This window comes from Lampropedia puyangensis (genome assembly GCF_004833285.1).
Classification (GTDB): domain Bacteria; phylum Pseudomonadota; class Gammaproteobacteria; order Burkholderiales; family Burkholderiaceae_C; genus Lampropedia; species Lampropedia puyangensis.
In genome coordinates this window covers 51904-74775 of record NZ_STFG01000002.1, presented here as the reverse complement: position 1 = coordinate 74775, position 22872 = coordinate 51904, and the positions used below count along the sequence as shown (strand labels likewise).

At 55.8% G+C, this 22872-nt stretch carries 20 protein-coding genes; 12 read left to right on the top strand and 8 right to left on the bottom strand.

Features of this window, described 5'->3' with window-relative positions; translation table 11 throughout:
• Nucleotides 1-168: 168 nt before the first annotated feature.
• A complete protein-coding gene (locus E9531_RS03285; protein WP_136572325.1) occupies nt 169-1464 on the top strand; it encodes a 3'-5' exonuclease in 1296 nt (431 codons plus the stop codon).
• A gap of 41 nt (nt 1465-1505) precedes the next feature.
• Here E9531_RS03285 and E9531_RS03280 read toward each other — a convergent pair whose 3' ends face one another.
• On the bottom strand, nt 1506-1850 hold the full coding sequence (locus E9531_RS03280; protein WP_136572324.1) for a DUF1840 domain-containing protein: 345 nt from the start codon (nt 1848-1850) through the stop codon (nt 1506-1508).
• A 451-nt stretch (nt 1851-2301) separates the two neighbouring features.
• Between E9531_RS03280 and E9531_RS03275 the strand changes: the two genes are divergently transcribed.
• The 3 genes from E9531_RS03275 to E9531_RS03265 all read left to right on the top strand — a co-directional run bounded on the left by E9531_RS03275 (nt 2302) and on the right by E9531_RS03265 (nt 5216).
• Nucleotides 2302-2748 carry a GtrA family protein gene (locus E9531_RS03275; protein ID WP_136572323.1) on the top strand — a complete coding sequence of 149 codons (447 nt, stop codon included), beginning with the start codon at nt 2302-2304 and terminating at the stop codon, nt 2746-2748.
• 33 nt (nt 2749-2781) lie between these two features.
• On the top strand, nt 2782-4161 hold the full coding sequence (radA, locus tag E9531_RS03270) for a DNA repair protein RadA (RefSeq protein WP_136572322.1): 1380 nt from the start codon (nt 2782-2784) through the stop codon (nt 4159-4161).
• Nucleotides 4162-4283: 122 nt separating this feature from the next.
• On the top strand, nt 4284-5216 hold the full coding sequence (locus E9531_RS03265; protein ID WP_211343357.1) for a 2-hydroxyacid dehydrogenase: 933 nt from the start codon (nt 4284-4286) through the stop codon (nt 5214-5216).
• Between the two features lie 262 nt (nt 5217-5478).
• Here E9531_RS03265 and E9531_RS17435 read toward each other — a convergent pair whose 3' ends face one another.
• A complete protein-coding gene (locus tag E9531_RS17435) occupies nt 5479-8547 on the bottom strand; it encodes a choice-of-anchor U domain-containing protein (RefSeq protein ID WP_158291709.1) in 3069 nt (1022 codons plus the stop codon).
• Nucleotides 8548-9195: 648 nt separating this feature from the next.
• A complete protein-coding gene (locus E9531_RS03255; protein WP_136572320.1) occupies nt 9196-10431 on the bottom strand; it encodes an NAD(P)/FAD-dependent oxidoreductase in 1236 nt (411 codons plus the stop codon).
• Between the two features lie 246 nt (nt 10432-10677).
• Between E9531_RS03255 and E9531_RS03250 the strand changes: the two genes are divergently transcribed.
• The 4 genes from E9531_RS03250 (at nt 10678) to E9531_RS03235 (ending at nt 13991) form a co-directional block, all read left to right on the top strand.
• Nucleotides 10678-11262, top strand: coding sequence for a TRAP transporter small permease (locus E9531_RS03250; RefSeq protein WP_244609960.1), 585 nt, complete (start codon nt 10678-10680; stop codon nt 11260-11262).
• Nucleotides 11259-12563: a TRAP transporter large permease gene (locus E9531_RS03245; RefSeq protein WP_136572319.1), complete on the top strand. Its 1305-nt coding sequence runs from the start codon at nt 11259-11261 to the stop codon at nt 12561-12563. The genes E9531_RS03250 and E9531_RS03245 overlap by 4 nt, the downstream gene beginning before the upstream one ends.
• Nucleotides 12564-12628: 65 nt before the next feature.
• The gene (locus E9531_RS03240; RefSeq protein ID WP_136572318.1) at nt 12629-13663 is read left to right on the top strand and encodes a DctP family TRAP transporter solute-binding subunit; all 1035 of its coding nucleotides are present in this window, start codon (nt 12629-12631) and stop codon (nt 13661-13663) included.
• A 55-nt stretch (nt 13664-13718) separates the two neighbouring features.
• The gene (locus E9531_RS03235) at nt 13719-13991 is read left to right on the top strand and encodes an L-lactate permease (protein WP_280177170.1); all 273 of its coding nucleotides are present in this window, start codon (nt 13719-13721) and stop codon (nt 13989-13991) included.
• A gap of 32 nt (nt 13992-14023) precedes the next feature.
• On the opposite strand, the gene phhA is transcribed toward E9531_RS03235, so the two are convergent.
• The 3 genes from phhA to hppD form a co-directional block, all read right to left on the bottom strand.
• Nucleotides 14024-14923, bottom strand: coding sequence for a phenylalanine 4-monooxygenase (phhA, locus tag E9531_RS03230; RefSeq protein WP_244609959.1), 900 nt, complete (start codon nt 14921-14923; stop codon nt 14024-14026).
• A 106-nt stretch (nt 14924-15029) separates the two neighbouring features.
• Nucleotides 15030-15335: a 4a-hydroxytetrahydrobiopterin dehydratase gene (locus E9531_RS03225; RefSeq protein WP_136572316.1), complete on the bottom strand. Its 306-nt coding sequence runs from the start codon at nt 15333-15335 to the stop codon at nt 15030-15032.
• Between the two features lie 62 nt (nt 15336-15397).
• Complete coding sequence (gene hppD / locus E9531_RS03220) at nt 15398-16492, bottom strand: 4-hydroxyphenylpyruvate dioxygenase (protein WP_136572315.1); 1095 nt, start codon at nt 16490-16492, stop codon at nt 15398-15400.
• Nucleotides 16493-16625: 133 nt separating this feature from the next.
• Between hppD and E9531_RS03215 the strand changes: the two genes are divergently transcribed.
• Nucleotides 16626-17108: an Lrp/AsnC family transcriptional regulator gene (locus E9531_RS03215; RefSeq protein ID WP_136572314.1), complete on the top strand. Its 483-nt coding sequence runs from the start codon at nt 16626-16628 to the stop codon at nt 17106-17108.
• 84 nt (nt 17109-17192) lie between these two features.
• Here E9531_RS03215 and argH read toward each other — a convergent pair whose 3' ends face one another.
• Nucleotides 17193-18674, bottom strand: a complete 1482-nt coding sequence (argH, locus tag E9531_RS03210) for an argininosuccinate lyase (RefSeq protein WP_136572313.1) — start codon at nt 18672-18674, stop codon at nt 17193-17195.
• A gap of 76 nt (nt 18675-18750) precedes the next feature.
• Here argH and E9531_RS03205 point away from each other — a divergent pair, with 76 nt between their 5' ends.
• From E9531_RS03205 to E9531_RS03195, 3 genes are all read left to right on the top strand, one after another.
• Nucleotides 18751-19875: a sensor histidine kinase gene (locus tag E9531_RS03205; RefSeq protein WP_136572312.1), complete on the top strand. Its 1125-nt coding sequence runs from the start codon at nt 18751-18753 to the stop codon at nt 19873-19875.
• Nucleotides 19876-19971: 96 nt separating this feature from the next.
• The gene (locus E9531_RS03200) at nt 19972-20805 is read left to right on the top strand and encodes a LytR/AlgR family response regulator transcription factor (RefSeq protein ID WP_136572311.1); all 834 of its coding nucleotides are present in this window, start codon (nt 19972-19974) and stop codon (nt 20803-20805) included.
• A gap of 204 nt (nt 20806-21009) precedes the next feature.
• The gene (locus tag E9531_RS03195) at nt 21010-22191 is read left to right on the top strand and encodes an acetyl-CoA C-acyltransferase (protein ID WP_136572310.1); all 1182 of its coding nucleotides are present in this window, start codon (nt 21010-21012) and stop codon (nt 22189-22191) included.
• Between the two features lie 100 nt (nt 22192-22291).
• On the opposite strand, the gene E9531_RS03190 is transcribed toward E9531_RS03195, so the two are convergent.
• Complete coding sequence (locus E9531_RS03190) at nt 22292-22870, bottom strand: YceI family protein (RefSeq protein WP_136572309.1); 579 nt, start codon at nt 22868-22870, stop codon at nt 22292-22294.
• Between the last annotated feature and the right edge of the window lie 2 nt (nt 22871-22872).

Genomic DNA, 22872 nt, shown 5'->3' with positions numbered 1-22872 from the left:
AACTGCTCACAGCGTTTACAAAGCCATTCACCATAGTATGATCACTTGCTGCATTGCATACTTGGCTTGATTACTTTACGAACAAGACCACTGAGATGCAGCCACGTCACTTGCATTTCGAGTCGCGTTATTGCGCAATTTACTCTTAGGACCTGACACCTCATCGTTATGGCTTCGGAACCTGATACTGAGAATCCTTGGGCAGCTACCACCATTTGGGGTAAAGCTGTCGCAAAAATCTCAGGGCGTGTTCCATTTGTGCATTCCCGCAAAGACTCTTCCAAGGACTTAGACCACCAGTTCCGGCAAGAACTCGAAGCCATTTCGACCCAAATGCCATCGCAGTTCCTCGCCTCCGAGCAGCCTGCCACATCCGAGGCGGGCCATCTCATCATTCATGGTGTCGCAGGGTCCGGCAAAACCCTGATGCTTTGCGCCCATGCGCAAGAACTGGCTGAAGGCTTGCGGGCCAAGCGCAGCCTCACCCCCATTCTGGTGCTTTGCTATAACGAACCACTGGCCGTCTGGCTTCAACAGCAATTGCACAGCAAAGGCCTGCAGTCCTGGATTGTGGTCAGGCACTTTCATCGCTGGTGCCGTGAACAACTGCTTCACTTCCAATTAGAGCTCCCACCAAAAACGCTGACCCCTTCAGCACAGATGAAAGATTTGGTAGATCGCGTCATCCAAGGCCTCTCCAACGGATCCATTCCCACCGGGCAATATTCAGCAGTTTTGGTTGATGAAGCCCATGACTTCTCTGGGCCATGGCTGGCCATGCTGACCCATTTACCCACGCCAGAGACCAATCACCTTGAACTGTATTTTGATGATGCCCAAAGCATGTTCAAGCGCAAGCGCACCAGCCGAATTCAGTTCAAACGGCTTGGCATTCATACACACCAAGTTCAGCGACTGACCATCAATCACCGCAATACGGCCCCCATATTCAATGCCGCACAGCGCATGGCTGGACCCTTGATTGAGCCCCAAGACACTCCAGACAGCGCCATCCCCCGATTGAAACCACTAAGCAGTCAACGCCCAGGGCCTGCTGTACTGCTTTTTCCAATGGCCAACTTGCGCGCGCAGGGCAGGAAAACGACTGAATTGCTACAACAGGCACACCAATCCGAAGGCACGGCATGGGGCAATATGGCAGTTCTATGCAGCAATCGCTTTCAAATGGATGTGTGCAACGGGGCCCTGCGCTACCAACGCATTCCCCATCAACTGCGCAAAGGCTTTGGCGAATTCAACCCACAGGAAGACACTGTCAAAATCATGAGTCTGAATGCATGTTCAGGCTTGGAATTTGACGTGGTGGTGATTGTCGATTCCGGCGAGCCCCCCACCAATGAGGCCGAGCTGGAAGAAAAGCAGCGCCAACTCTACATTGCGGCAACACGCGCCAAACACAGGCTTTACATCGTTGGCTTGGGTCAACCCGAATCGGATAGCTGACCATCCCATCGCGCCACCAGCAAGCTGGCTGTTAAACCAACTCAATCGCCCCAAACCACATATTCATCGTTTTGCTGTGCAGTACGCAGCAACTGCAACAAGGGTTGTGCGCGCTGCTTTAACGTAACCGATGTGGTTTGCGCGCCTGGCTCATCAGCCTCATTGGCGCTTGTATGCTCCGTACTTGCATGCTCCTGCGCTGGCGTGCCTTGTGCCTGCTCCTGAGAAATCGCTTGTTCCAACGCATGCAACGCAGCGGGCAACTGCTCTTGCGTGATGATGCCCTGCACACTGTCTCCATCTTTACCCATGATGTTCAACAATCGCTTGGCATCTGCATTCAAGTATTGAATCGGGGCGCTGGAATGGGCGGTGAATTTGATCATAGAACAGCCTTTGAACTCACAGAAAGTGTGAAATAGGCAGTATCCATGATCCCATCCACACGAGCAAGCCACTTGGAAACGCCTCTAGCAGCCTGCTCAACGTCTTTTCACAAACTCAAGACGCGGCTCACGCCGTGCGCCGTTTTCAGCGGCTGCTGCCAGTATGATCGGGGGGCCATCCTATTTAGAGTGGCTAACACAACCCAGAAAACCGAAGGTGTTGGTTGAGACTAGGCGCAAAACCGCAGGCAGTACGAGTAGTACGACAAGGTTTTGCTTTCGACGTATCAAGAGTTGTTTTAGTCGCTCTTATTCCCGCTCCTTTGCCGCTGGGGGCTCTGTCTAACCGCCAAGCGGCCATAGCGTCAGCATGGTCCACTGAACTTTCCTGCCTACAGCAGACACCATACAACCTGCCAACCCACATTGTTGCCTCATCAATTCCCGGTTTATGCTCCGTCCTGCGTCCACCATTGTTGATACTCTGCGCCAAACGTGGCATCGCCATGCCACGCTTTTCAAAGACCTGAGTCTGGCTGGCGCGTCCTTTGCATTGGACTTGGGCCTATTCGCCCTTTTTCTGCACCTGAGCGGGCATGTCGTGGTCTCGGTCATCTTCGCCCGACTGCTGTCAGCACTGTTCAACTTCATCGGCAACCGGGTTTTCGTGTTCAAAGGGGCGCACCACCATGCATTGCGCACACAATTGATTGGCTATGTGGTTCTGGCCGTGGCTATGATGCTGGCGTCGGCCGCTGCAGTGCAGTGGCTGGTCCACAGTTGGCAATGGCCTGCCGTCCCCACCAAAGCCGGGGTAGATGTGCTGCTGTACATTGCCTCATTCGCCATTCGCAGCACTTGGCTGTTTCGGTTGCAACCTCACCAACCACACCGGTAACAAACCTTTTTTATACCCCCACACATCCTGTACATGGCCCGCGATAAAGTCTCCTATGTCTGCTCCAACTGTGGCGCTAGCTCTGCACGCTGGCTTGGCCGCTGCCCCTCTTGCGAAGCCTGGAACAACCTGATTGAAACCGCCGCGCCCAGCGCCAAGTCTGAAAGCAAAAATCGATTGGCCAGTGCCCACTATGCAGGCGCTACAGCACAAGCCATCACACCATTGGCCCAGATTGATGCGCAAGATGTCGCGCGCTCAGCCACCACACTCCATGAACTTGACCGCGTTCTCGGTGGCGGCATTGTGGAAGGCTCGGTGGTGCTCATTGGCGGTGATCCGGGCATCGGCAAATCAACCTTATTGCTGCAAGCGCTAGATCGTCTGCAGCGTTTGGGTTTGCCTACGCTCTACATCAGCGGCGAAGAAAGCGGCGCACAAGTCGCTCTGCGCGCGCGCCGTCTGGGCCTGCCAGACAGCCAGGTTCCAATCCTGACCGAAATTGGACTAGAAAAAATCACCCAAGCGATTGAAACCCACCAGCCGGCAGTCGCTGTCATTGATTCAATTCAAACGCTCTACTCGGATCAACTCAGCTCTGCCCCTGGCTCAGTCGCGCAGGTGCGCGAGTGCGCAGCCCATTTGACAAGACTGGCCAAAAACACCGGCATTGCGGTTGTACTGGTAGGCCACGTCACCAAAGAAGGCACCATCGCAGGCCCACGCGTGCTGGAGCACATGGTCGATACCGTGCTGTATTTCGAAGGCGACACCCACAGCAGTTTCCGACTCGTGCGCGCCATTAAAAACCGTTTCGGCGCCGTCAATGAAATTGGCGTCTTCGCCATGACCGAGCATGGCCTCAAAGGCGTCTCTAACCCCAGCGCCATTTTCCTGAGCCAGCATACCGAACCGGTACCCGGCAGTTGCGTGTTAGTCACCCTCGAAGGCAGCCGCCCACTGCTAGTGGAAATCCAAGCCTTGGTCGATACCGGCGGCCCCAGTCCACGGCGTTTATCCGTAGGCTTAGACCGCGAACGCTTAGCCATGCTACTGGCCGTGCTGCACCGCCATGCAGGCGTAGCCACTTACGACCAAGACGTGTTCATCAACGCCGTAGGCGGGGTGCGCATTGGTGAGCCCGCTGCAGACTTGGCCATTTTGCTGGCCATCCAGTCTTCGCTGCGCAACCAAGCCCTACCCAAAGGTTTTCTGGCTTTTGGCGAAGTGGGCCTAGCAGGCGAGGTGCGCCCCGCTTCACGCGGTCAAGAACGCCTGCGCGAAGCGGCCAAATTGGGTTTTACCGTTGCCATCGTGCCGCAAGCCAATGCGCCGAAAAAACCGATTGAAGGCCTGACCGTGCACGGCGTAGAGCGCATTGAGCAGGCGTTGGAATGCTTGCGCTCCCTCTGAGCGTGTGCAGCAAAAGCCACATCGCAGTACCAGATGCCAATAGTGGCAAAAGTTAGCTGCAAGCTCCGGCACACAAACCTAGAATGCAGCACACCGGCATTTCCCGGCCATGAAAGATTGATATGGGTATTTCCATCCTCGTGCTGAACGACATCAGTGTCGCCCACCAAACACATCTGCAACAGCATTACCGCCCTACGTTTGCCTTCACGCCCGAGGCCCGTGCCCGTGCGATTGAAACCCAAGGAGCAGACTTTGAAGTGGTGCTAACCATCGGCCTGCTGGGCTTGCGTGCCGACGAAATGGATGCCATGCCGCGTCTGCGAATGGTTTCCAGCATGGGCGCGGGTTACGAGAATATTGATGTGGCCGCGGCCAAGGCACGCGGCTTGATCGTGACCCATGGTCGTGGCGCCAATGACGAATGCGTGGCCGACCACGCCATCGGCATGATGATTGCAGTGATGCGCAATTTCAGCGAGCTCGACCGCCTCTGCCGCGACGGCGTGTGGCGCACGCAAATCGCCTTGCCACCCCAGGTGTCGGGCAAGCGTTTGGGCATTCTGGGCTTGGGTGCAGTGGGCGAACGCATTGCCCAACGCGCCCGTGCGTTTCGCATGGACATTGGCTACCACAACCGCCACCAGCGCCCTGCGTTGGAGTACACGTATTTCGACAATGCAGAAGCCCTCGCCCGGTGGTGCGATGTGTTGGTATGCGCCATGCCCGGCGGCGCTGCAACCAAGCACATGGTCAACGCTAAGGTGTTGGCGCAGCTGGGGCCCGAAGGCTATCTGGTCAACGTGGGCCGGGGCAGCATTGTGGATACAACGGCGTTGGCCACTGCCTTAGAAACACGCAGCATTGCAGGCGCCGCATTGGATGTGTATGAAAGTGAGCCTGCCCCGCCACATGCGCTGATTGGGCAAAACCACTTGCTGCTCTCGCCCCACATGGCCGGCTGGTCGCCTGAAGCCATTCAAGCCCAGTTCGATATCTTCTTGCAGAACCTGGATGCAGTATTTGCGGGCAAAGATCCGGTGACGCCCATCTAAACCAAGACTTGTGTCAGCATCCCTTAAAAACGTATTGCATGGGTCGCGTTGAGAGGGAAATAAACACACCCATTGTCATCAGGTCTGAAGCCGCGAACTTGAAGTCGGACGAGACCTAGCAACCAGACTAGCACCTGCCAGTTTGACTACCGCAATGCGTGAGTCCCCTTACAACTACTTTGGTCGTAAATACTCCATCCGAAATCCGTGCAGACAACCTGAAGGCTGTCTTGCCATCACACGATCTGCACGGAACAGCGGCTTACGCTTTGTAGCGCTTACTGCGATGCAAACCGACCAACATCATCAATACTGACAGCAGCATCAGGCTCCATGCCGCCAACGTTGGCACAGGCTGCGTAGTTATGCCATTGCTGCCAACAGGCATAGTCGGGCCACTAGGATCGGTAATCACGCCGTCATCAGTCCAGTCGTCATCTCCAAGTTGGCCGTCGGTGATGGTGAAAGTCACAGTATTGCCATGAATGCTCATGTTTTCAGGGGCAAAGTAACTCAGTGTTCCACTTTGCTGGTCTGCTGCGCTGGCGTAACCGTGTTTGGTATAGCCGTTGACGGCATCTGGCCAAGTGGTGGTCATCGTGACCGTGCTACTGTCATCACAGTCCATCAGCCGGAAACGGAACATACCTTGCGGCAGTGTCTGGCCAGCAGGGGCCACAGTAGGCGCGGCCTCGAACGCAGTGGCACCGGTATCAAAACGGCAGGTCTCCCCCCCACCTGTGAAGCTGGCACTGGCAACGCCTCCTTGCCCCGAAGTAGGCACGGTAATGCCCTCAAAATACGGCGCGAATTGCGCAGTGACAATGGTGTCACGCTGTACATCGTCGAGCTCACAAACTGACTGGCCTGTGCCACTGGTGTGTGTACAGAGGCTCGTCGCTGCAAAACCTGTGAAGCGCCAGCCGGCCTCAGCTGTGGCCGTGCATTGCGCCTGGTTGCCATGGGTAATAGGCTCAGTGGGGCAGCTCACCGTACCGGCAATTCTTGGCTCAGCCACGCCATTGACAGCGTATTGATTGGCACATGCCACCGCGACATTCACATCGCCCGTAGCAGTACCTGCGTCTTGCGAGAGAGAGCAAATCTGTCCGCTTGGCTGTGGCAATTTGACGGTAACCGCATAGTTCTGGCCGTGCTCTACCGGTGTCGTGAAGTCGAAGCTGCCATCCAAAACCACATTCAAATCATCCGCGCCATTGTTTTGCAGTGTCAAAGTGTTGCCGCTCGCTAGGCCAGAGACGTTGGCTGTGATCGTGTAACGTGCCGCCTCACAAACAATGGCCACACCGGTTACATCGGCACTGGCAGTACCGCTCCCAGTGGCAGAGAGGGTACAGACCTGGCCAGTCGGTTGGGTCTTCACTGTCAGTGCATAGCGTTGGTCATGGCTTAGGCCATCAACAAATGCAAAGGTTTGTTGCGCATCGGTATCGCGCACGGTTTGCGTCGCGCTGCCCATTTGCAGTTCCACCTCGCCAGTCAAACCGCTAACTGCACCGCTCAACGTATACGTGTTAGCCGTACAGGTTATATCCGCGTTGGTCACATCACCTTCGCTGACGTTGCCTGTGGCAGTACTACAAGAGTAGCCCGTGGCAGTAGCCGATGCAGTAAAGGGGTTGGGATAAGTCATGCTGTTGGCCAAGTTGAATGCGCCATTCGCTCCAATGACCGTGGAGGGCCCCCCTTGCATGGAGCTTAATTGGACAGTGCCTGATGTACCGGTAGCCAAACCAGAGACATGTCCGCTGATGCTGTATTGATTGGGCGCGCAGACGATGCTGAGGCTTGACTGGTTGGCCACAACTTGGTCATTGACAGGTGTACAACTATGGTGCGGGGCAGTGGCGACCAAACTGTAGGAACTGCCCCGCTCCGCGTTGAAACTGAACGTGTTGCCTGTGCCCACGGTAGCACTATTGTTGCTGACAGTAGCGCTTTGCCCATTCACCAAGCCAGTGACTGTGCCCGAGACCGTGTAAACGGGTGGTTTAACAGTGATTTGGACCGGCTCGCTGGTATTGCTTTGCAGGTTGGTACTGCCACTGCGGCTGGCTTTGACAGTGCAAACACCTGCCGCCCGGCCCGTTACCACACCGGTTGCGGACGCGACGGAGCAGATGTTGCTAGGTGTGGCTGTATAAGAAGTCGTTTCGCCTGTATCCGCCAAAGGTTCCAGGTTAGTGGGTATCTGAATGGTCGCCCCCTCGTCCACATTGACTGGGCTGAGTGCAATGGTCGTTGGCTTCTTTGCAATCGTCACCGAGCAGGTTTTGGGATCGGACGCATCCAGCGCAGCCGTTTGCGCAGCGGTCACTTGGTAAGTACACGTGCCAGCGCTGAGAATATGCAGCTTGCTGCCTTCCAGCGAACAAGCACCGCTGACGTTGCTGTAGCTCAAAGCCCCTGCGGGGTCACCAGTGCTGGTGGTAACGCTGGCTGTCGGAATGTCAAAATCAGCATCCCCATAGGTATAGTCGGCTGTTGCGCCGCAGGAGATAGTTTGGGTGCCGTAGACCTCGGTTGCAGTCCAGCTGAAGCTGACCGAACCATCGCTGCCTGCACTGCCGCCACTGTTGCGTCCACCGCCACTCCCACCCGATCCTCCGCCAGCTGAGCAGGTGGAGTTTTCTTCTGGATACTTACTGGTGCCATAAGAATAGTTCGAACCGCCACCAACCTTGCCCGCACCACCACCACCATGGAAACCGCCGCCTGATGCGCCATCTACCCCGCCGCCGCCAGCAACGCCGTTAGGCGCGCCCTTGCCACCGTTGACATTGCCAGTGTAATTACCAGTAAAGCGTGTGCAACCGCTAGCGCCGTTGATACCCGGATAGGGAACGGATTGACCTGAGGGCGTAGTTGCGATGGACGCAGCGCCGCCACCTGCCCCGCCCCCCGCCAAAATCAGCGGCACGGTGTTGCTTTCACTCTGCCGGTATACCCCAGCACTGCCACCGCCAGCACCTGAAGAATAAGCGGCAGAGGCTTTCCCCCCCGAACCGATTTGTACGCGAAAGGCCTCCCCCGGCGTCACAGATAGCGTATGGACCACCTGAGTCCCATTCCCGCCACGGCCACCGCCATGCGTGCTGTGGCCACCACCACCGCTGCCCCCCGCACCTTTGACGGTAACTTTGACTTCCGTGACCGAGCGCGGTACCGTCCAAACGCCATCTTTAGAAAAGCTTTTGGTTTGCGGCGTTTGTGCCAACGTGGGTGTGCTAATACCCATAAGCACACAAGAAAGTAAGGCGGCTGCCGATGCCATACTGCGAATGGCATGCGAGGGGGGATGAAAATTCATCAGGATGCATCCTTAGGAAGCGAACAGAAACACCAAGGGTGATGCGCCCCCATACCTTGGACCGATAGACAAGCGCACACCCGGATCGATAGGGCTTGATGATTGCCATAAAGCCCATCGCCAAGCCCATTAGGGTGAGCCATCGTAGAGAAAATTGACAATGCCGCATATCACTGAAAATGGTGATTTTTCAAGGCTAATTTGTAACAATTTTCTACAATTCACATAATAGAATGTGGTTGCGCTGTGGATACAAGGACTGCAAACACAAGCTTAAAGCGCATTTTTCGGCCTTTATCCGGACAAATCGGTCAAAGCGCGATAGAGCAATGGCAAGCTGCGGCTGAGTCGTCCCTCTCAGTTTTCCAAAAGCCTGCGATGTGTCTCCATCCAACCCAAACAAAACCGGGCTGGGGGTTATTCATACAACCCAATAAGCTGGCAGCTTGCGATTCAAAATAAGCGCAAAGCCACAAGCAGTACAGGTGACGCAGCAAGGCTTCGCCACGACGTACCAAGCTTGCATGAACCGTTCTTAACCATGCATCAATACGCAATGGCTACAAAAGCAAGCCCACTGCCTTGCCTGCTTAAACGCCTGCACAATTTCATAGCAACGCAGGCGACGTGCAGGCAAGACTGTTGTACTCAACGCATAAAGCGCTCAGGGCTATACGACTTAGGATCGACATAAGTGCCCTCACCATGCATCAGTTGCGCCAGCAATTTCGCCGTGGCAGGCCCCAAGGTAAAGCCTTGGTGGGCATGGCCAAAATGGAACCACAAGCCCTTGTGCTTGGGTGCAGCGCCAATGACGGGTTTCATGTCGGCAGTGCATGGGCGCGCACCCAGCCAGGGTTGCTCATCTACGGCTGGGCCCAAGTCCACCATGTGGCGAGCAATCGCCTCGGCTTTGACTAGTTGCACAGGCGTGGCCGGGCTGCGCAAGCGGGCAAATTCGGCTCCCGTCGTCAGCCGCAAACCGCGTTGCATCGGGGCCAGCATGAAGCCGTTGTCGGCATCGTGTACGGGACGACGCAAAGGAGCCCCTTGGTAATGCATGTGGTAGCCGCGCTTGATGAATAGGGGCAAGCGGTAGCCCAAGGGGCGTGTCAGTTCGGGCGTCCAAGGCCCTAGTGCAACCACGACTTGCTCGGCTGACAGCGCCCCTTCTTGACTTTGCACCTCCCAGCCTGCGCCTTGGGCACGCAGGCTCAATGCATCGCCTTGCACCAGCTTGCCGCCTTGCTGGACGAAATACCGGCTGTATTGCTGCACCAGCGCGCCTGGGTTATTGACCGCCCACGGCTCAGTCCAATGCACGCCACCGGAAAAACCGCGCAATTGCGGCTCAAGTTGCGCCAGCGCTGCAGCATCCAGCGGCTGGTGGGGTACGCCGAATTCGCGCTCCAGCAATTGCGCCTTTAACACCTGCGCAGCCACATCACTGGGTGAGCGAAAAGCCTTGATCCAGCCGTGCTGACTGACCAAATTCTGGCCACCAGCCAGCGTGATCAATTCTTGGTGTGCGGCAATCGCATGAGCAACCAAGCGGCTGAACTCCAAGGCAATCGGTGCGTAGCGCTGCGGCGCCGAATTGTGGCGGTACTGCGCCAGCACCGCCGCCAAACCGGGCAATGCATTGAGGTGGTAGTTCACATCCACCCCGGCTTTGCGCACCACTTTCCAAAACGGCGCAAAGCCCAGAGGAAATCCATAGGGCTGCACGGCTTCGCTTTGGATCAGGCCCGCATTGCCATACGAGGTCTCACGCCCTGGGCTGCGCCGATCCAGCAAGACCACCTGATCGCCACGCATCTGCAAATGCACTGCCGTACTCACGCCGACCATGCCTGCCCCCAGAACAATGACTGTTTTACCCATCTCTGACCTTTCAAAACAATACCTGCGCGCTTGCATCGTCGAACAAATGCGGTCACTTCATGCATGTTAGCGGCCCGTGCTGACGGGTGAGAACCGGCATCCAGCCAAGCACACTTTTTGGCCAATTTATTTGCATTTCCATCCCTAACTTCCCTATCTCTGCCAAGAGGTGAGCCATGCTAATGTCCAGTCGCAACACTGCACTGCAACATAACGCATGCTGCACTTGAACAAGATGGAGAGACCGTGACCCCCCGTGAGCCCGACCACCAGGCTGTATCACCCAGCAACGCGCAACAAGACGATTTGGAAATCATCCAAATATCCACAGAGCCGAAAACCAAAGTGCCGCTGGCCATTGAGGACTGCCTGTCCGTGGGCTTGCTGGCGCTGCTGAGTTTGATCACTTTGGCCAATGTGCTCACGCGCTACTTCACCAACACCTCGTTTGCATGGACTGAGGAGATTTCCATTTTTTTGATGATGGTGCTGGCGCTGGTCGCTGGCAGCGCGGCAGCGGCGCGCAACAACCACATTCAGATTGACTACCTCTGCAGCCGCGTTGGCCCCGGCCCGCGCCGCTTTCTGGCGGTGTTCTCTGCCTTGGCCGTGGTGGCCATGTTTGTGCTGATGGTCTGGCTCGGCGGTCAACTGGCCTGGGATGAGTTCCGCTTTGAAGAAACCTCGCCAGGACTGGGCCTGCCCAAGTGGATTTACACCGTGTGGCTACCAATTCTGTCACTGGCCATTGCCCTGCGCGCGTTTGGCGTGGCTTGGCGTGCTTGGCGCGCACCCACTGACTCCACCAACAACAGCAAAGAGGCCGTATGACCGAAATCGCCTTGCTGATGTTTGCGGTGTTCACCGTGCTGATGGTGGTTGGCGTGCCAATTGGCGTCGCTTTGGGCTTTAGCGGCGCAGCCGCGATTGCGATGGCCAACTGGGATGCGCCGATGTTTGGCCTGATGGCCATTCCGCAAAACTTTTATGCTGGTATTGCCAAGTACCCGCTGATGGCCATTCCCATGTTTGTGCTGGTCGGCTCAATCTTTGACCGCTCAGGTGTGGCAGCGCGCCTAGTCAACCTGGCCGTGGCCATTTTTGGTCGCGGCCCCGGCATGCTGCCGATGGTGGCGATTCTGGTGGCGATGTTTTTGGGCGGCATTTCGGGCTCCGGCCCGGCCTGCGCCGCAGCCGTTGGCGGCGTGATGGTGGTGGCCATGCGCAAGGCGGGCTACCCCGCACCATTCAATGCCACGGTGATTGGCGCGGCCGCCTCCACCGATATTCTGATTCCCCCATCGATTGCCTTCATTGTCTACAGCGTGCTGGTGCCAGGTGCATCCGTGCCAGCCTTGTTTGCTGCGGGCGTGGTGCCGGGCATTCTGGTGGGCCTGGCCTTGATTGTGCCGGCCATCTGGCTCTCACGCCGCCATGGCATGGGCGCGGGCGAAGCCAAAATGCCACGCCCACCGTTCTGGCGCAGTTTGCGCGAAGCCTCGTGGGGCATTGCCGCGCCGTTTTTGATTCTGGGCGGCATGCGCATGGGCTGGTTCACGCCCACCGAAGCAGCGGTGGTCGCGGTGTACTACGGCTTGTTTGTCGGCATGGTGGTCTACCGCACAATCAAGATCAAGGACCTGTTTGCCATCTTCCGCGAAGCGGCCGAGTTGTCGGCGATCATTTTGATCATCGTTGCGCTGGCCAGCATTTTTGCCTACGCGCTCTCAACCATGAGCATCATCGACCCGCTGGCCCGCGCGATCACCGCCAGTGGGCTGAGCGAATACACGGTGCTGGCACTGGTCGTCTTACTGCTGGTGGTGTTTGGCATGTTCCTCGATGGCATTTCGGTTTTCCTGATTTTTGTGCCCCTGCTGCTGCCGATTGCCCAGATTTTTGACTGGGATCTGGTCTGGTTTGGTGTGTTGCTGACGCTGAATGTGGCGCTGGGCCAATTCACTCCGCCGCTGGCCGTGAACCTGATGGTGTCTTGCCGCATGGCGGGTGTGCATATCCAAAGCACGATGCCGTGGGTCGGCTGGTTCCTGCTGTCGCTATTGGCGGTGATGCTGATGGTGATTGTCTGGCCCGGCTTGGCCACAGGGTTGCCCCGCTATTTGGGATATTGAGCAACGCGCATCCACTGCCCCACAACGATTTTTATTTTTTGCACACACCACAAGGAGACAAAGCCATGAAATTACGCAATCTGATCCTCAGCCTCTGTGCTGTAGCTGGCCTGGGCATGACACTGCATGCACCAGCAATGGCACAAGCGAATTACAAATCAGAATACAAAATGTCGCTTGTACTGGGCCCGGCGTTTCCTTGGGGCAAAGGCGGAGAGATCTGGGCTGACCTGGTCAAGGAGCGCACCAATGGTCGCATCAATATCAAGCTCTACCCTGGCACGTCCTTGGTGGGCGGCGACCAAACCCGCGAGTTCACAGCCCTGCGCCAAGGCGTGATTGACTTGGCCGTGGGCTCGACCATCAACTGGTCGCCCCAAGTCAAGGAGCTGAACCTGTTCTCCATGCCATTTCTGATGCCCGACTACCCAGCTATTGACGCGCTGACCCAAGGCGAAGTCGGCAAGGACCTGTTTGCGCAATTGAGCAAGCGCGGCGTTGTGCCACTGGCCTGGGGCGAGAATGGCTTTCGCGAAGTCTCCAACTCCAAGCACCCAATCAAGACCCCGGCTGACCTCAAGGGCCTGAAGCTACGCGTGGTCGGCTCGCCGCTGTTCTTGGATACCATGACCGCCTTGGGCGCGAACCCAGTGCAAATGAGCTGGGCCGATGCACAGCCCGCAATGGCTTCAGGCGCGGTCGATGGGCAAGAGAACCCGGTGTCCGTGTTCGCCGCAGCCAAACTCGAAAGCGTGGACCAGAAGCACCTGACGGCCTGGGGCTATGTGGCCGATCCGCTGATTTTCGTTGTAGCTGAAAACATCTGGAAAACATGGACCCCAGAGGACCAAGCGATTGTGCGTCAAGCTGCGCTGGATGCGGCCCAGCAGCAAATCGCGATTGCCCGCAAAGGCATGACTGGCGATGACCAAAGTCAGTGGAAAGACCTGGAAGCCAAGGGCGTGCAAATCCACCACCTGAGCGAAGCCGAGCGCCAACAGTTTGTCGATGCCACCCGTGGCGTCTACGACAAGTGGAAAAAGCAAATTGGCGAAGAGCTGGTGAGCAAGGCCGAGAGCGCGATCCAAGCGCGTAAATAAGCACAGCAGCGGTGCTGCAGGCTGGCGTACCACCATCAATGCAGAGGCCAGCCTTGTGACGGGCTCCAACACTGGCGCGAACGCAATGTTTGCTGCCACCCAAGCTGAAATTGCCGCAGCCTTGGGCGTTGCGCCGCTGCCTTTTATGGCAGTGCATAACGTCAGCGCGGCCCTGTTTCTGATGGCCTCACCAACCACAATAGAAATGGCCTGCCAATTGGCAGAAACACCTGCGCAGCACCGGTGGGTGCAAACGCGGGTGCTGATGATTGACGTAGTGGCTGTGCTGTTACTGGCCGCCCTGAATGTAGCAGTGGCCTATTGGTAGGTCTCCAATAAAACACTACCCGGCCGAGAGGATTACTCGAATGCGCGGTGATAGCTGCCCGTGCCGCGTGTGAATAAGCGGTCTTGCGCCAGCACATCGCCGGGCTGCAATTCGCTTTGCGTGGCGATGCGTTGGTACAGCGGTGCAAAGTCGATCTGGGCCAGCTCCAGCAATTCGTTCAAATCGCGGAGAACGAAGTAGCTTTCCTGAAAGTCGTCGATGCGATAGTGGGTGCGCATCACGCGCTCCAAATCGAAGCGAATGCGGTTGGGTGAAGCGTCATCGAGCGAGAACACTGTTTCTGTGCGCGACGAGGCAATGCCTGCGCCATAGATACGCAACTGGCCCTCTTCCTGCACCAAGCCAAACTCCACCGTGTACCAGTAAACGCGCGCCAATTTGTCCAGCACGCCTAGCTCCTTGGCCCGCATGCCGCCCATGCCGTAAGCCTGAATAAAGTCGGCAATCGCCGGGTTCATCAGCATCGGCACATGACCAAATACGTCATGAAAGACATCAGGCTCTTCCAAATAATCAAGTTCATGCGGTTTGCGGATGAATTGGCCTGCTGGAAAGCGCCGGTTGGCCAGATGGTCAAAAAATACATCGTCGGGCACCAAGCCCGGCACAGCCACTACCTGCCAGCCTGTGTGCTGCATCAGTACTTCGGAGAGTTGGTGAAAATCAGGTATTTCATCGGCTCGCATCGGCAACTGCTGCATGCCGGCCACAAACTCTTTGCAGGCGCGTCCTGGCAATAGCTTACTTTGCCGCTCAAACAGCGTTTTCCATACGCCATGCTCTTCGGCGGTATAGCTTTCCCAACCTTGATCGATCGTCCAATCAGCATTGTCTGGAGCAGCCGCATCCGTGGCGGCAAAACCGTGTTTGAGGTTGCTCTGCTGGCCTGTGGGATATTCGTTGACCATCATGCTTGTCTCCTTGCAACCGCTAGCTTGCGGCTGCTATTGGCCACAGCGTGTGTGCAAGCCGTGCACCACACTGGATTTCTGATGTATTCAAAAAAACGCCTTAGCGTCAGGGCCGTTGCATACCTTCTGCAATACGGTCAATCACTTGTGCCAGCGCCACGTCCCGTTGGCTCAAACCATCCGCATCATGGGTGGTCAAGGTAATATCCACCCGGTTGTAGACGTTGGCCCACTCGGGGTGGTGGTCTGCCTTTTCTGCATGGAACGCGACTTGCGTCATAAAGGCAAAAGCCTGAGTGAAATCCGCAAAGACAAACACCCTGCGGATCACACCGCCACGCAGCGCCCCATACTCCCACTGCGGTACGGTAGAAAGTGCTGCGTCGCGCTCGGCATCTGTGAGTCGTTTCATGGACCTGCTCCTATAGCTTTCTATCGTCACGCCTCATGCAGCGCAAGGGGGGCTCTACAGCATCAAGCCGATGTGGGCTCAACCTGCAGCACTCCACGGTTAATCTGATCACGCTCCAAAGACTCAAACAAAGCCTTGAAGTTGCCCTCACCAAACCCTTCGCGGTAATCGCCCTTGCGTTCAATGAACTCAAAGAACACAGGCCCCAGTAGCGCTTCAGAGAAAATCTGCAGCAACAGTCGCGGCTGTCCACCTTCGGTCGTTCCATCAAGCAAAATACCCCGCGCCTGCAGCTCGCCTACCGGTTGGCCGTGACCCGGCAAACGCTTGTCAAGGTTTTTGTAGTACACATCATTGGGCGCGGTCAACAGCGGCACACCGGCCATTTGCAGTTTGTCGATCGCCTCAATCAGGTTGTCACACAGCAGCGCGATATGCTGGATGCCTTCTCCATTGAACTGCATGAGAAACTCTTCAATCTGGCCACCACCTTGCTTGGCTTCCTCATTCAACGGAATACGGATTTTGCCATCTGGAGCGGTCATGGCTTTAGACGTAAGGCCGGTGTATTCGCCTGAAATATCGAAGTAACGAATTTCGCGAAAGTTGAACAGCTTCTCGTAAAAATCAGCCCAATACGCCATGCGGCCACGGTACACATTGTGCGTGAGGTGGTCCACCACTTGAAAACCATGTCCAATAGGGTTACGGTCCACTCCATCGACCCACTCAAAGTCGATGTCATAGATAGACTTGCCCTCTTCATACCGGTCAATCAGGTAAATCGGCATGCCGCCAATGCCCTTGATGGCTGGCAAATTCAACTCCATCGGGCCTGTAGCGATATGGATGGGCTGCGCGCCTTTGGCAATCAATTGCTCGTAAGCCTTATGCGAATCTTTGACGCGAAAGGCCAAGCCACAAGCCGAGGCACCATGCTCTGCAGCAAAGTAACCTGCCAAGCTTTTAGGTTCGCGGTTCACAATGAAATTGATGCCTCCTTGGCGGTAGAGCGAGACATCTTTAGAGCGGTGTTTGGCCACTTCAACAAAGCCCATTTGTACAAACAAAGGCTCCAACACACCCGTTTGGGGCGCAGCGAATTCCACAAATTCAAAGCCATCAAGGCCAGCGGGGTTCTCAAACAGGTCAGCCATGGCAGGTCTCCGTGGGTAGATAAGTGAAGGCAAAAGCCAGTGCGTTGATGCTACTGGGCGGCACTTGCAGCATTACTGCAAACGCTCCTCACGTAAACCCTAGCAAATGCAATAATCATGCAAAATATAGTATATGAATACAGATTCCCATCTTGATGCGATTGATACCCGCATCATTCGTGTACTACAAACGCATGCTCGCGCAACATTTGATGAAGTGGGCGAGCAGGTCGGTCTCTCAGCCTCCACCGTGCTGCGGCGCATCAAACGCTTGGAAGAAGCTGGCGTCATCACCCGCTATGCGGCAATCATCAATGCAGAAGCAGTCGGTTTAGGGCTGACAGCTTATTTGAATGTGCGCCTAGAGAAGCACACCACATCGCACAAGCGCAGCCCGATGGATGCCTTTCGCGCCTCAGTCCTGACCTGGCCTGAAGTGGTCGAATGCAGTTCTTTAACCGGGGAGATGGACTATTTGCTGCGAGTAGTGGTGCGCGACATGGCGCACTACTCTCGCTTTGTGATGGACACGCTGCTGCGCCACCCCAGCGTGCAGGATTGCAAAACCAGCTTTGTGCTTGACCGCGTTAAGCACACCACCGCCTTACCGCTGTGAGCAACGAATAAAAAAAAGCCCGCACACCAATGTGCGGGCTGTGTGCTGACTAGCCTTTGGCAGGCCGCACGCTAAAAATACAGGTCAGCGGATGGCCAAGCGTGCTTGATGCGCTGCAATTTGCAAGCGAATTTGCGCAGGTGCAGTGCCACCCAAGGTATTGCGCGCATTCAGCGAACCCCGCAAGCTCAATGCCTCAAACACATCAGCCTCAATGGCACTGTTGAATTGCTGCAAGTCTTGCAGTTTCAACTCACTCAAATCCACCCCTTGCTCAATAGCGATACGCACCGCATGGGCCACCGTTTCATGGGCATCACGGAAGGGCAAACCTTTTTTCACCAAGTAGTCAGCCAAGTCAGTGGCTGTGGCGTAACCACGCAGAGCGGCTTGTTCCATGGCTGCAGCGTTGACGGTGATACCACCGCTGCGCACACCGGTTTGCGCATCCAACTGGCCGCCAATCATCTCCGCAAAAATACGCAAGGTGTCGCGCAGCGTATCCACAGTGTCAAACAGCGGCTCTTTGTCTTCTTGGTTGTCTTTGTTGTAGGCCAAAGGCTGGCCTTTCATCAAGGTGATCAAGCCCATCAAGTGGCCCACGACACGGCCGGTTTTACCACGCGCCAATTCGGGCACGTCTGGGTTTTTCTTCTGCGGCATGATGGAGCTGCCAGTGGTAAAGCGGTCCGCAATGCGGATAAAACCAAAGTTCTGGCTCATCCACACAATAAGCTCTTCTGACAAGCGGCTGATGTGCACCATCACCAAGGATGCAGCCGCTGTAAATTCAATCGCGAAGTCGCGGTCGCTCACTGCGTCCAAACTGTTCTGGCAAATCTGCGGATGACCTTGCGCATCCACCATGCCCAGGGTCTTGGCCACCAACGCACGGTCTAGCGGATAGCTGGTGCCTGCCAATGCAGCCGCACCTAAAGGCAAAGTGTTGGTGCGGCGACGCACATCTTGCAAGCGTTCTGCATCGCGTTTGAACATTTCAACGTAGGCCAGCAAGTGGTGCGCAAAGCTGACGGGCTGTGCCACTTGCAAGTGGGTGAAGCCGGGCAATATCACCTCGATATTGCGCGAGGCCACATCAACCAATGCAGCCTGCACATCCAGCAACAAAGCGTGAATACCATCGATTTCGTCGCGCAACCACAGGCGCACATCGGTCGCCACTTGGTCGTTGCGACTGCGTCCTGTATGCAAACGCTTGCCCGCATCGCCCACGAGTGCCGTCAAACGCGCCTCAATATTCAAATGCACATCTTCCAAGTCAAGCTGCCATTCAAACTGATCTGCCTCAATTTCTTGGCTAATCTGATCCAGCCCACGTTGAATGGAAGCCTCGTCTTGCGCAGACAAAATGCCCACCGCATGCAGCATGTTCGCGTGTGCACGGCTGCCCGCAATATCTGCGCGCCAGAGCCGTTTGTCGAAAAAAACACTGGCCGTATAACGTTTAACCAGATCGCTCATGGGCTCTGTAAACAAAGCTGACCAACCCTGCTCTTTGGCAGCGAGTTGATTGGCAGAAGGTTTTGGGGTGTGGTTTTCAGACATGGAACTCGGGATAATGACGCAATAATGGGCAAAAACGCGGGAGCAAACCGCCCCGATCACACACATTAACCATGCCATGAACGGGACCAAACGGAATATTCTATCTGCGCGAGCACCCCGCGCAGCACCTGCAGCCCTGGTTCTGTCAGACAAACCCTCCCTGCTGCTATTTGATGCCTGCCATTTAGGTGTAGTGCTGCGTGCCCTGCTCTTGGTAGAAACACCCCTGGCTTTGATCGTGTTGTTCCAAGCCTCCACGCTGCAAGAGTGGCTCGGACAGTTCGCTATCCTCACTGGTGTGAGCATGCCAGCCGTGCTGCTCTGGCTGTTGTTGAGTTGCCTCTGCAAACATTGGCTGAATCAACAAGTGGCCAGTGTTCAATGGGGCTTTGCGCTGTTACTGGGCTTGATGGGTGGGCTGCTTGGCATGGGCTTGTTCGATGCATTCAATATCCACACCACCACCAAAGCCGCCTGGTTGGCCGCTTGCTTGAGTGGCACAGGTTTAGCGGCTTTGCTCACCTCCATGTTGGTCATGCGCCAGCGCGCGCGGCAACCAGCACAAACAGTGGCGAAATTAGCGGAGTTGCAATCACGCATTCGACCGCACTTTCTCTTCAACACCCTCAATAGCGCCATTGCATTGGTACGGCAAAACCCACGCTTGGCAGAAGGCATGCTGGAAGACCTCAGCGATCTCTTTCACCACGCCCTTAAAGATGCACGCAGCACTTCATCACTGGAGAAAGAGGTCGAGATTGCACGCCAGTATCTGCGTATCGAAGGCATTCGCTTTGAAGCTCGCCTGCGTACCAGTTGGACTATCGAACAGGAGGCGCTGCAAGCCAGCGTCCCCCCATTGCTGCTGCAGCCACTGGTTGAAAACGCCATCAAACATGGCATTGAACCCAGTGTGGATGGAGGCGAAATCCACATTCTGGTGCGGCGCAAAGGCGATCGGGTTTTGGTTCGCATCAGCAATACAGTGCCTAACAAGCGCTCGGACTGCGCCGTATCGGATGCCAGCCCTAAGACCGCAGGCAATGGCATCGCGCTGCGCAATGTGCGCGCACGCTTACGCCTGATGCATGATGTGCATGCAGACTTCAGCGCCCGCACACGCGGTGACCGCTATGAAGTCGCCATCAGTTTACCCGCCGCCCCTTTGATGGGACGCGATGATATGGGCTGCGCCCGATGAAACCAATAACGGCATGGTGCCTATGCCATTACCCCAAAGATACTGCACGCAACTCATTATCCAAACTAGGATACAAATACCCTGCCTCATACCACCATGAATGTTTTAATCGTTGACGACGAATCACTGGCACGCAGCAGACTTCGCACGCTTCTCGAAGAGTTGCCTGAATTTCCCTGCCGCATCATGGAAGCCTCAGCAGTCAACTTAGCCGAAGATATTCTGCAAAAAACCCAAGGCAACGCTGCCATCGACTTGGTTTTACTGGATATCCATATGCCAGAGACCGATGGTGTTTCTTTTGCTGAAACCCTGCGCAAGCGGCCCCAACCACCAGCCATTGTGTTCGTCACGGCACATACCGAATATGCCACTGCGGCATTTGATGTGGAGGCCATAGATTACCTGACCAAACCTGTACGGTTGGACCGGCTGCGTCAAGCACTCAAGCGTGTACAGATACACCTCAATGCCACCAGAAACAGCGCACTGAGCTCCCCCCACCACACAGGGACTGCCGCGCCAGGCGCTCTCCCAGCACACGATTTGCCTGATGCAAATGCACCTTTTGTCGTTATCAATGAGCGTAACCGCGCAGAGCGAGTGCTCATTGCCAATATCGTGTATTGCCGCGCAGAGCTGAAATACGTGACGCTGATGACCCCTCTGCGTGAGTATGTGTATGACGGATCTCTCGCTGAGCTTGAACGCGACTTTCCTGGAGCATTCCTGCGCATCCATCGCAACGCACTGATCGCCCACAAAGCGCTCAAAGGGCTACTCAAACAATCCTCCAAAGAAGAGGGTGAGCAGTGGGTCGTGCAACTGCACGGATCGCAGCATCTCTTGCCCATCTCACGCCGATTGCTGCCCACTGTGAGAGCCATGCTACATGCCCGCCACAGTGAATACACACCTGCGCCAGACTGAGCTCCACATGCGACACGAAAAGCGGCGTTATCCGCAAGAGCAGTTAAAGCCGGCAGCGAAAGGGCCAACCGCATGCCAAGCGGCCCATGGATTGGCACACTATGTGTGCCAGAGTGGGGCAAAATAGGCACGTTCAATTTTTCAAAAGGCTTATAAGCCTGGTAACAGCCATCAAAACGCTGGCATCAAACGTAGGAGATACACATGAGCAATGAGTCCATTGTCATCATTGGTGCGGTTCGCACCCCCATGGGCGGCTTTCAAGGCGACTTCAGTCCACTGCAGGCATGGGAATTGGGCGCTGCAGCCATCAAAGGCGCTTTGGCGCAAGCCGGTGTTGTGCCAGAAAAAGTCGATGAGGTTTTCTTTGGCAATGTGCTGGTCGCAGGCCAAGGCCAAGCCCCAGCCCGCCAGGCAACACTGGCAGCGGGCCTGCCCAAAGGCGTAGCGGCCACTACAGTGGGCAAAGTGTGTGGATCGGCGATGAAGGCAGCCATGCTCGGCCATGATGCACTCAAAGCGGGCTCCGCAGATGTGGTGGTCTCAGGCGGCATGGAAAGCATGACCAACGCGCCATATCTTCTGAAAAAAGGCCGTGGCGGCTACCGTTTAGGCCATGACAAAATCTTTGACCACATGATGCTCGATGGCCTGGAAGACGCCTATACAGGTGGCTCCATGGGCACATTCGGCGAACTGTGCGCTGAGAAATACAACTTCACACGCGAACAGCAAGACGCTTTTGCCACTGCCAGCGTCACGCGTGCGCAAAAGGCTATCGCCGAAGGCGCCTTTGCCAATGAAATCGTGCCCGTTACCGTCAAAACACGCAAAGGCGATGTGGTGATTGATAAAGACGAAGGGCCAGGCAAGATCAACGTCGAAAAGATCCCAACCCTGAAACCGGCTTTCAAAAAAGACGGCACGATCACTGCGGCAGCCAGCTCCAGCATCAACGATGGCGCAGCGGCACTGGTATTGGTGCGTGAATCGACCGCCAAAGCCTTGGGCGCCCAACCATTGGCACGCATCGTTTCCACAGCCCAACACTCTCAGGAGCCGGAATGGTTTACCACAGCGCCTGTGGATGCCGCCAAGAAAGCTTTGGACAAAGCTGGCTGGAAAGTTGAGGACGTAGACCTGTGGGAAGTCAACGAAGCCTTCGCAGTCGTCACCATGGCACTGATGGAAGAACTCAAAGTGCCGCACGACAAAGTCAATGTCAATGGGGGCGCATGTGCCTTGGGCCACCCCATTGGTGCCAGTGGTGCCCGTATCGTGGTTACCTTGCTGCACGCATTGAAGGCCCGTGGACTCAAAAAAGGCTTGGCTACATTGTGCATTGGCGGCGGTGAGGCCACGGCCATCACCGTTGAGCTCCTGTAAAAGCCCAAGCACATTACCCAATAGAAAAGGCGGTCTGTTGACCGCCTTTTCTATGCTTGGCGCACCAAGTAAACATCACCTGGCCTGACACCAATGCCCATCAATCTGCCTTGATGGCTTCAATCTGAATAATCACCTTCACTTCTTTGGCTGCGCCCCAATCCAAGCCAAAGTTTGAACCCCATTTGGTACGGTCAATCTTGACTTCAAAATCACCACCGCACACCTCACGCCCTTGCAGCATCTGGTTTGCATAGCAGTTGAACTTTTCGGCATCCAGCGTGACAGGATGGGTTTGACCCAACAGCGTCAATTGGCCTTTGATTTCATCGACCTTGTCGCCTTTGAAATCGAACTTTTCGCTCACAAAGCGTGCAGTCGGAAATTGCGCAGCATTGAGCAATTGTTCTGACTGCAAGTGCTTATCAAAACCAGCAGTGCCTGTGCTGACAGAAGCGATGCCGACAGTCACATCCACCTTGCCTGTTTTGGCTGCACGGTCAAATTCGATAGTGCCTTCCACATTATCAAAGCGACCACGGTTGGTAGAAGTGCCATTGTGATCGATTTCAAAAGTCACAAACGTATGCGTAGGGTCAATGGTGTAGTTGGCAGCCATTGCAGAGCCTGCGCCCAAAGCAAGGGCTGCAGCGGCGGTAAGTAAAAATGGAATACGCATCA

What these genes read in the sequence shown, in the direction of transcription:
- E9531_RS03285 (WP_136572325.1), top strand. Translation starts at nt 169, where the DNA reads ATGGCTTCGGAACCTGATACTGAGAATCCTTGGGCAGCTACCACCATT.
- E9531_RS03280 (WP_136572324.1), bottom strand. Translation starts at nt 1,850, where the DNA reads ATGATCAAATTCACCGCCCATTCCAGCGCCCCGATTCAATACTTGAAT.
- E9531_RS03275 (WP_136572323.1), top strand. Translation starts at nt 2,302, where the DNA reads ATGCTCCGTCCTGCGTCCACCATTGTTGATACTCTGCGCCAAACGTGG.
- radA (WP_136572322.1), top strand. Translation starts at nt 2,782, where the DNA reads ATGGCCCGCGATAAAGTCTCCTATGTCTGCTCCAACTGTGGCGCTAGC.
- E9531_RS03265 (WP_211343357.1), top strand. Translation starts at nt 4,284, where the DNA reads ATGGGTATTTCCATCCTCGTGCTGAACGACATCAGTGTCGCCCACCAA.
- E9531_RS17435 (WP_158291709.1), bottom strand. Translation starts at nt 8,547, where the DNA reads ATGAATTTTCATCCCCCCTCGCATGCCATTCGCAGTATGGCATCGGCA.
- E9531_RS03255 (WP_136572320.1), bottom strand. Translation starts at nt 10,431, where the DNA reads ATGGGTAAAACAGTCATTGTTCTGGGGGCAGGCATGGTCGGCGTGAGT.
- E9531_RS03245 (WP_136572319.1), top strand. Translation starts at nt 11,259, where the DNA reads ATGACCGAAATCGCCTTGCTGATGTTTGCGGTGTTCACCGTGCTGATG.
- E9531_RS03240 (WP_136572318.1), top strand. Translation starts at nt 12,629, where the DNA reads ATGAAATTACGCAATCTGATCCTCAGCCTCTGTGCTGTAGCTGGCCTG.
- phhA (WP_244609959.1), bottom strand. Translation starts at nt 14,923, where the DNA reads ATGATGGTCAACGAATATCCCACAGGCCAGCAGAGCAACCTCAAACAC.
- E9531_RS03225 (WP_136572316.1), bottom strand. Translation starts at nt 15,335, where the DNA reads ATGAAACGACTCACAGATGCCGAGCGCGACGCAGCACTTTCTACCGTA.
- hppD (WP_136572315.1), bottom strand. Translation starts at nt 16,492, where the DNA reads ATGGCTGACCTGTTTGAGAACCCCGCTGGCCTTGATGGCTTTGAATTT.
- E9531_RS03215 (WP_136572314.1), top strand. Translation starts at nt 16,626, where the DNA reads ATGAATACAGATTCCCATCTTGATGCGATTGATACCCGCATCATTCGT.
- argH (WP_136572313.1), bottom strand. Translation starts at nt 18,674, where the DNA reads ATGTCTGAAAACCACACCCCAAAACCTTCTGCCAATCAACTCGCTGCC.
- E9531_RS03205 (WP_136572312.1), top strand. Translation starts at nt 18,751, where the DNA reads ATGAACGGGACCAAACGGAATATTCTATCTGCGCGAGCACCCCGCGCA.
- E9531_RS03200 (WP_136572311.1), top strand. Translation starts at nt 19,972, where the DNA reads ATGAATGTTTTAATCGTTGACGACGAATCACTGGCACGCAGCAGACTT.
- E9531_RS03195 (WP_136572310.1), top strand. Translation starts at nt 21,010, where the DNA reads ATGAGCAATGAGTCCATTGTCATCATTGGTGCGGTTCGCACCCCCATG.
- E9531_RS03190 (WP_136572309.1), bottom strand. Translation starts at nt 22,870, where the DNA reads ATGCGTATTCCATTTTTACTTACCGCCGCTGCAGCCCTTGCTTTGGGC.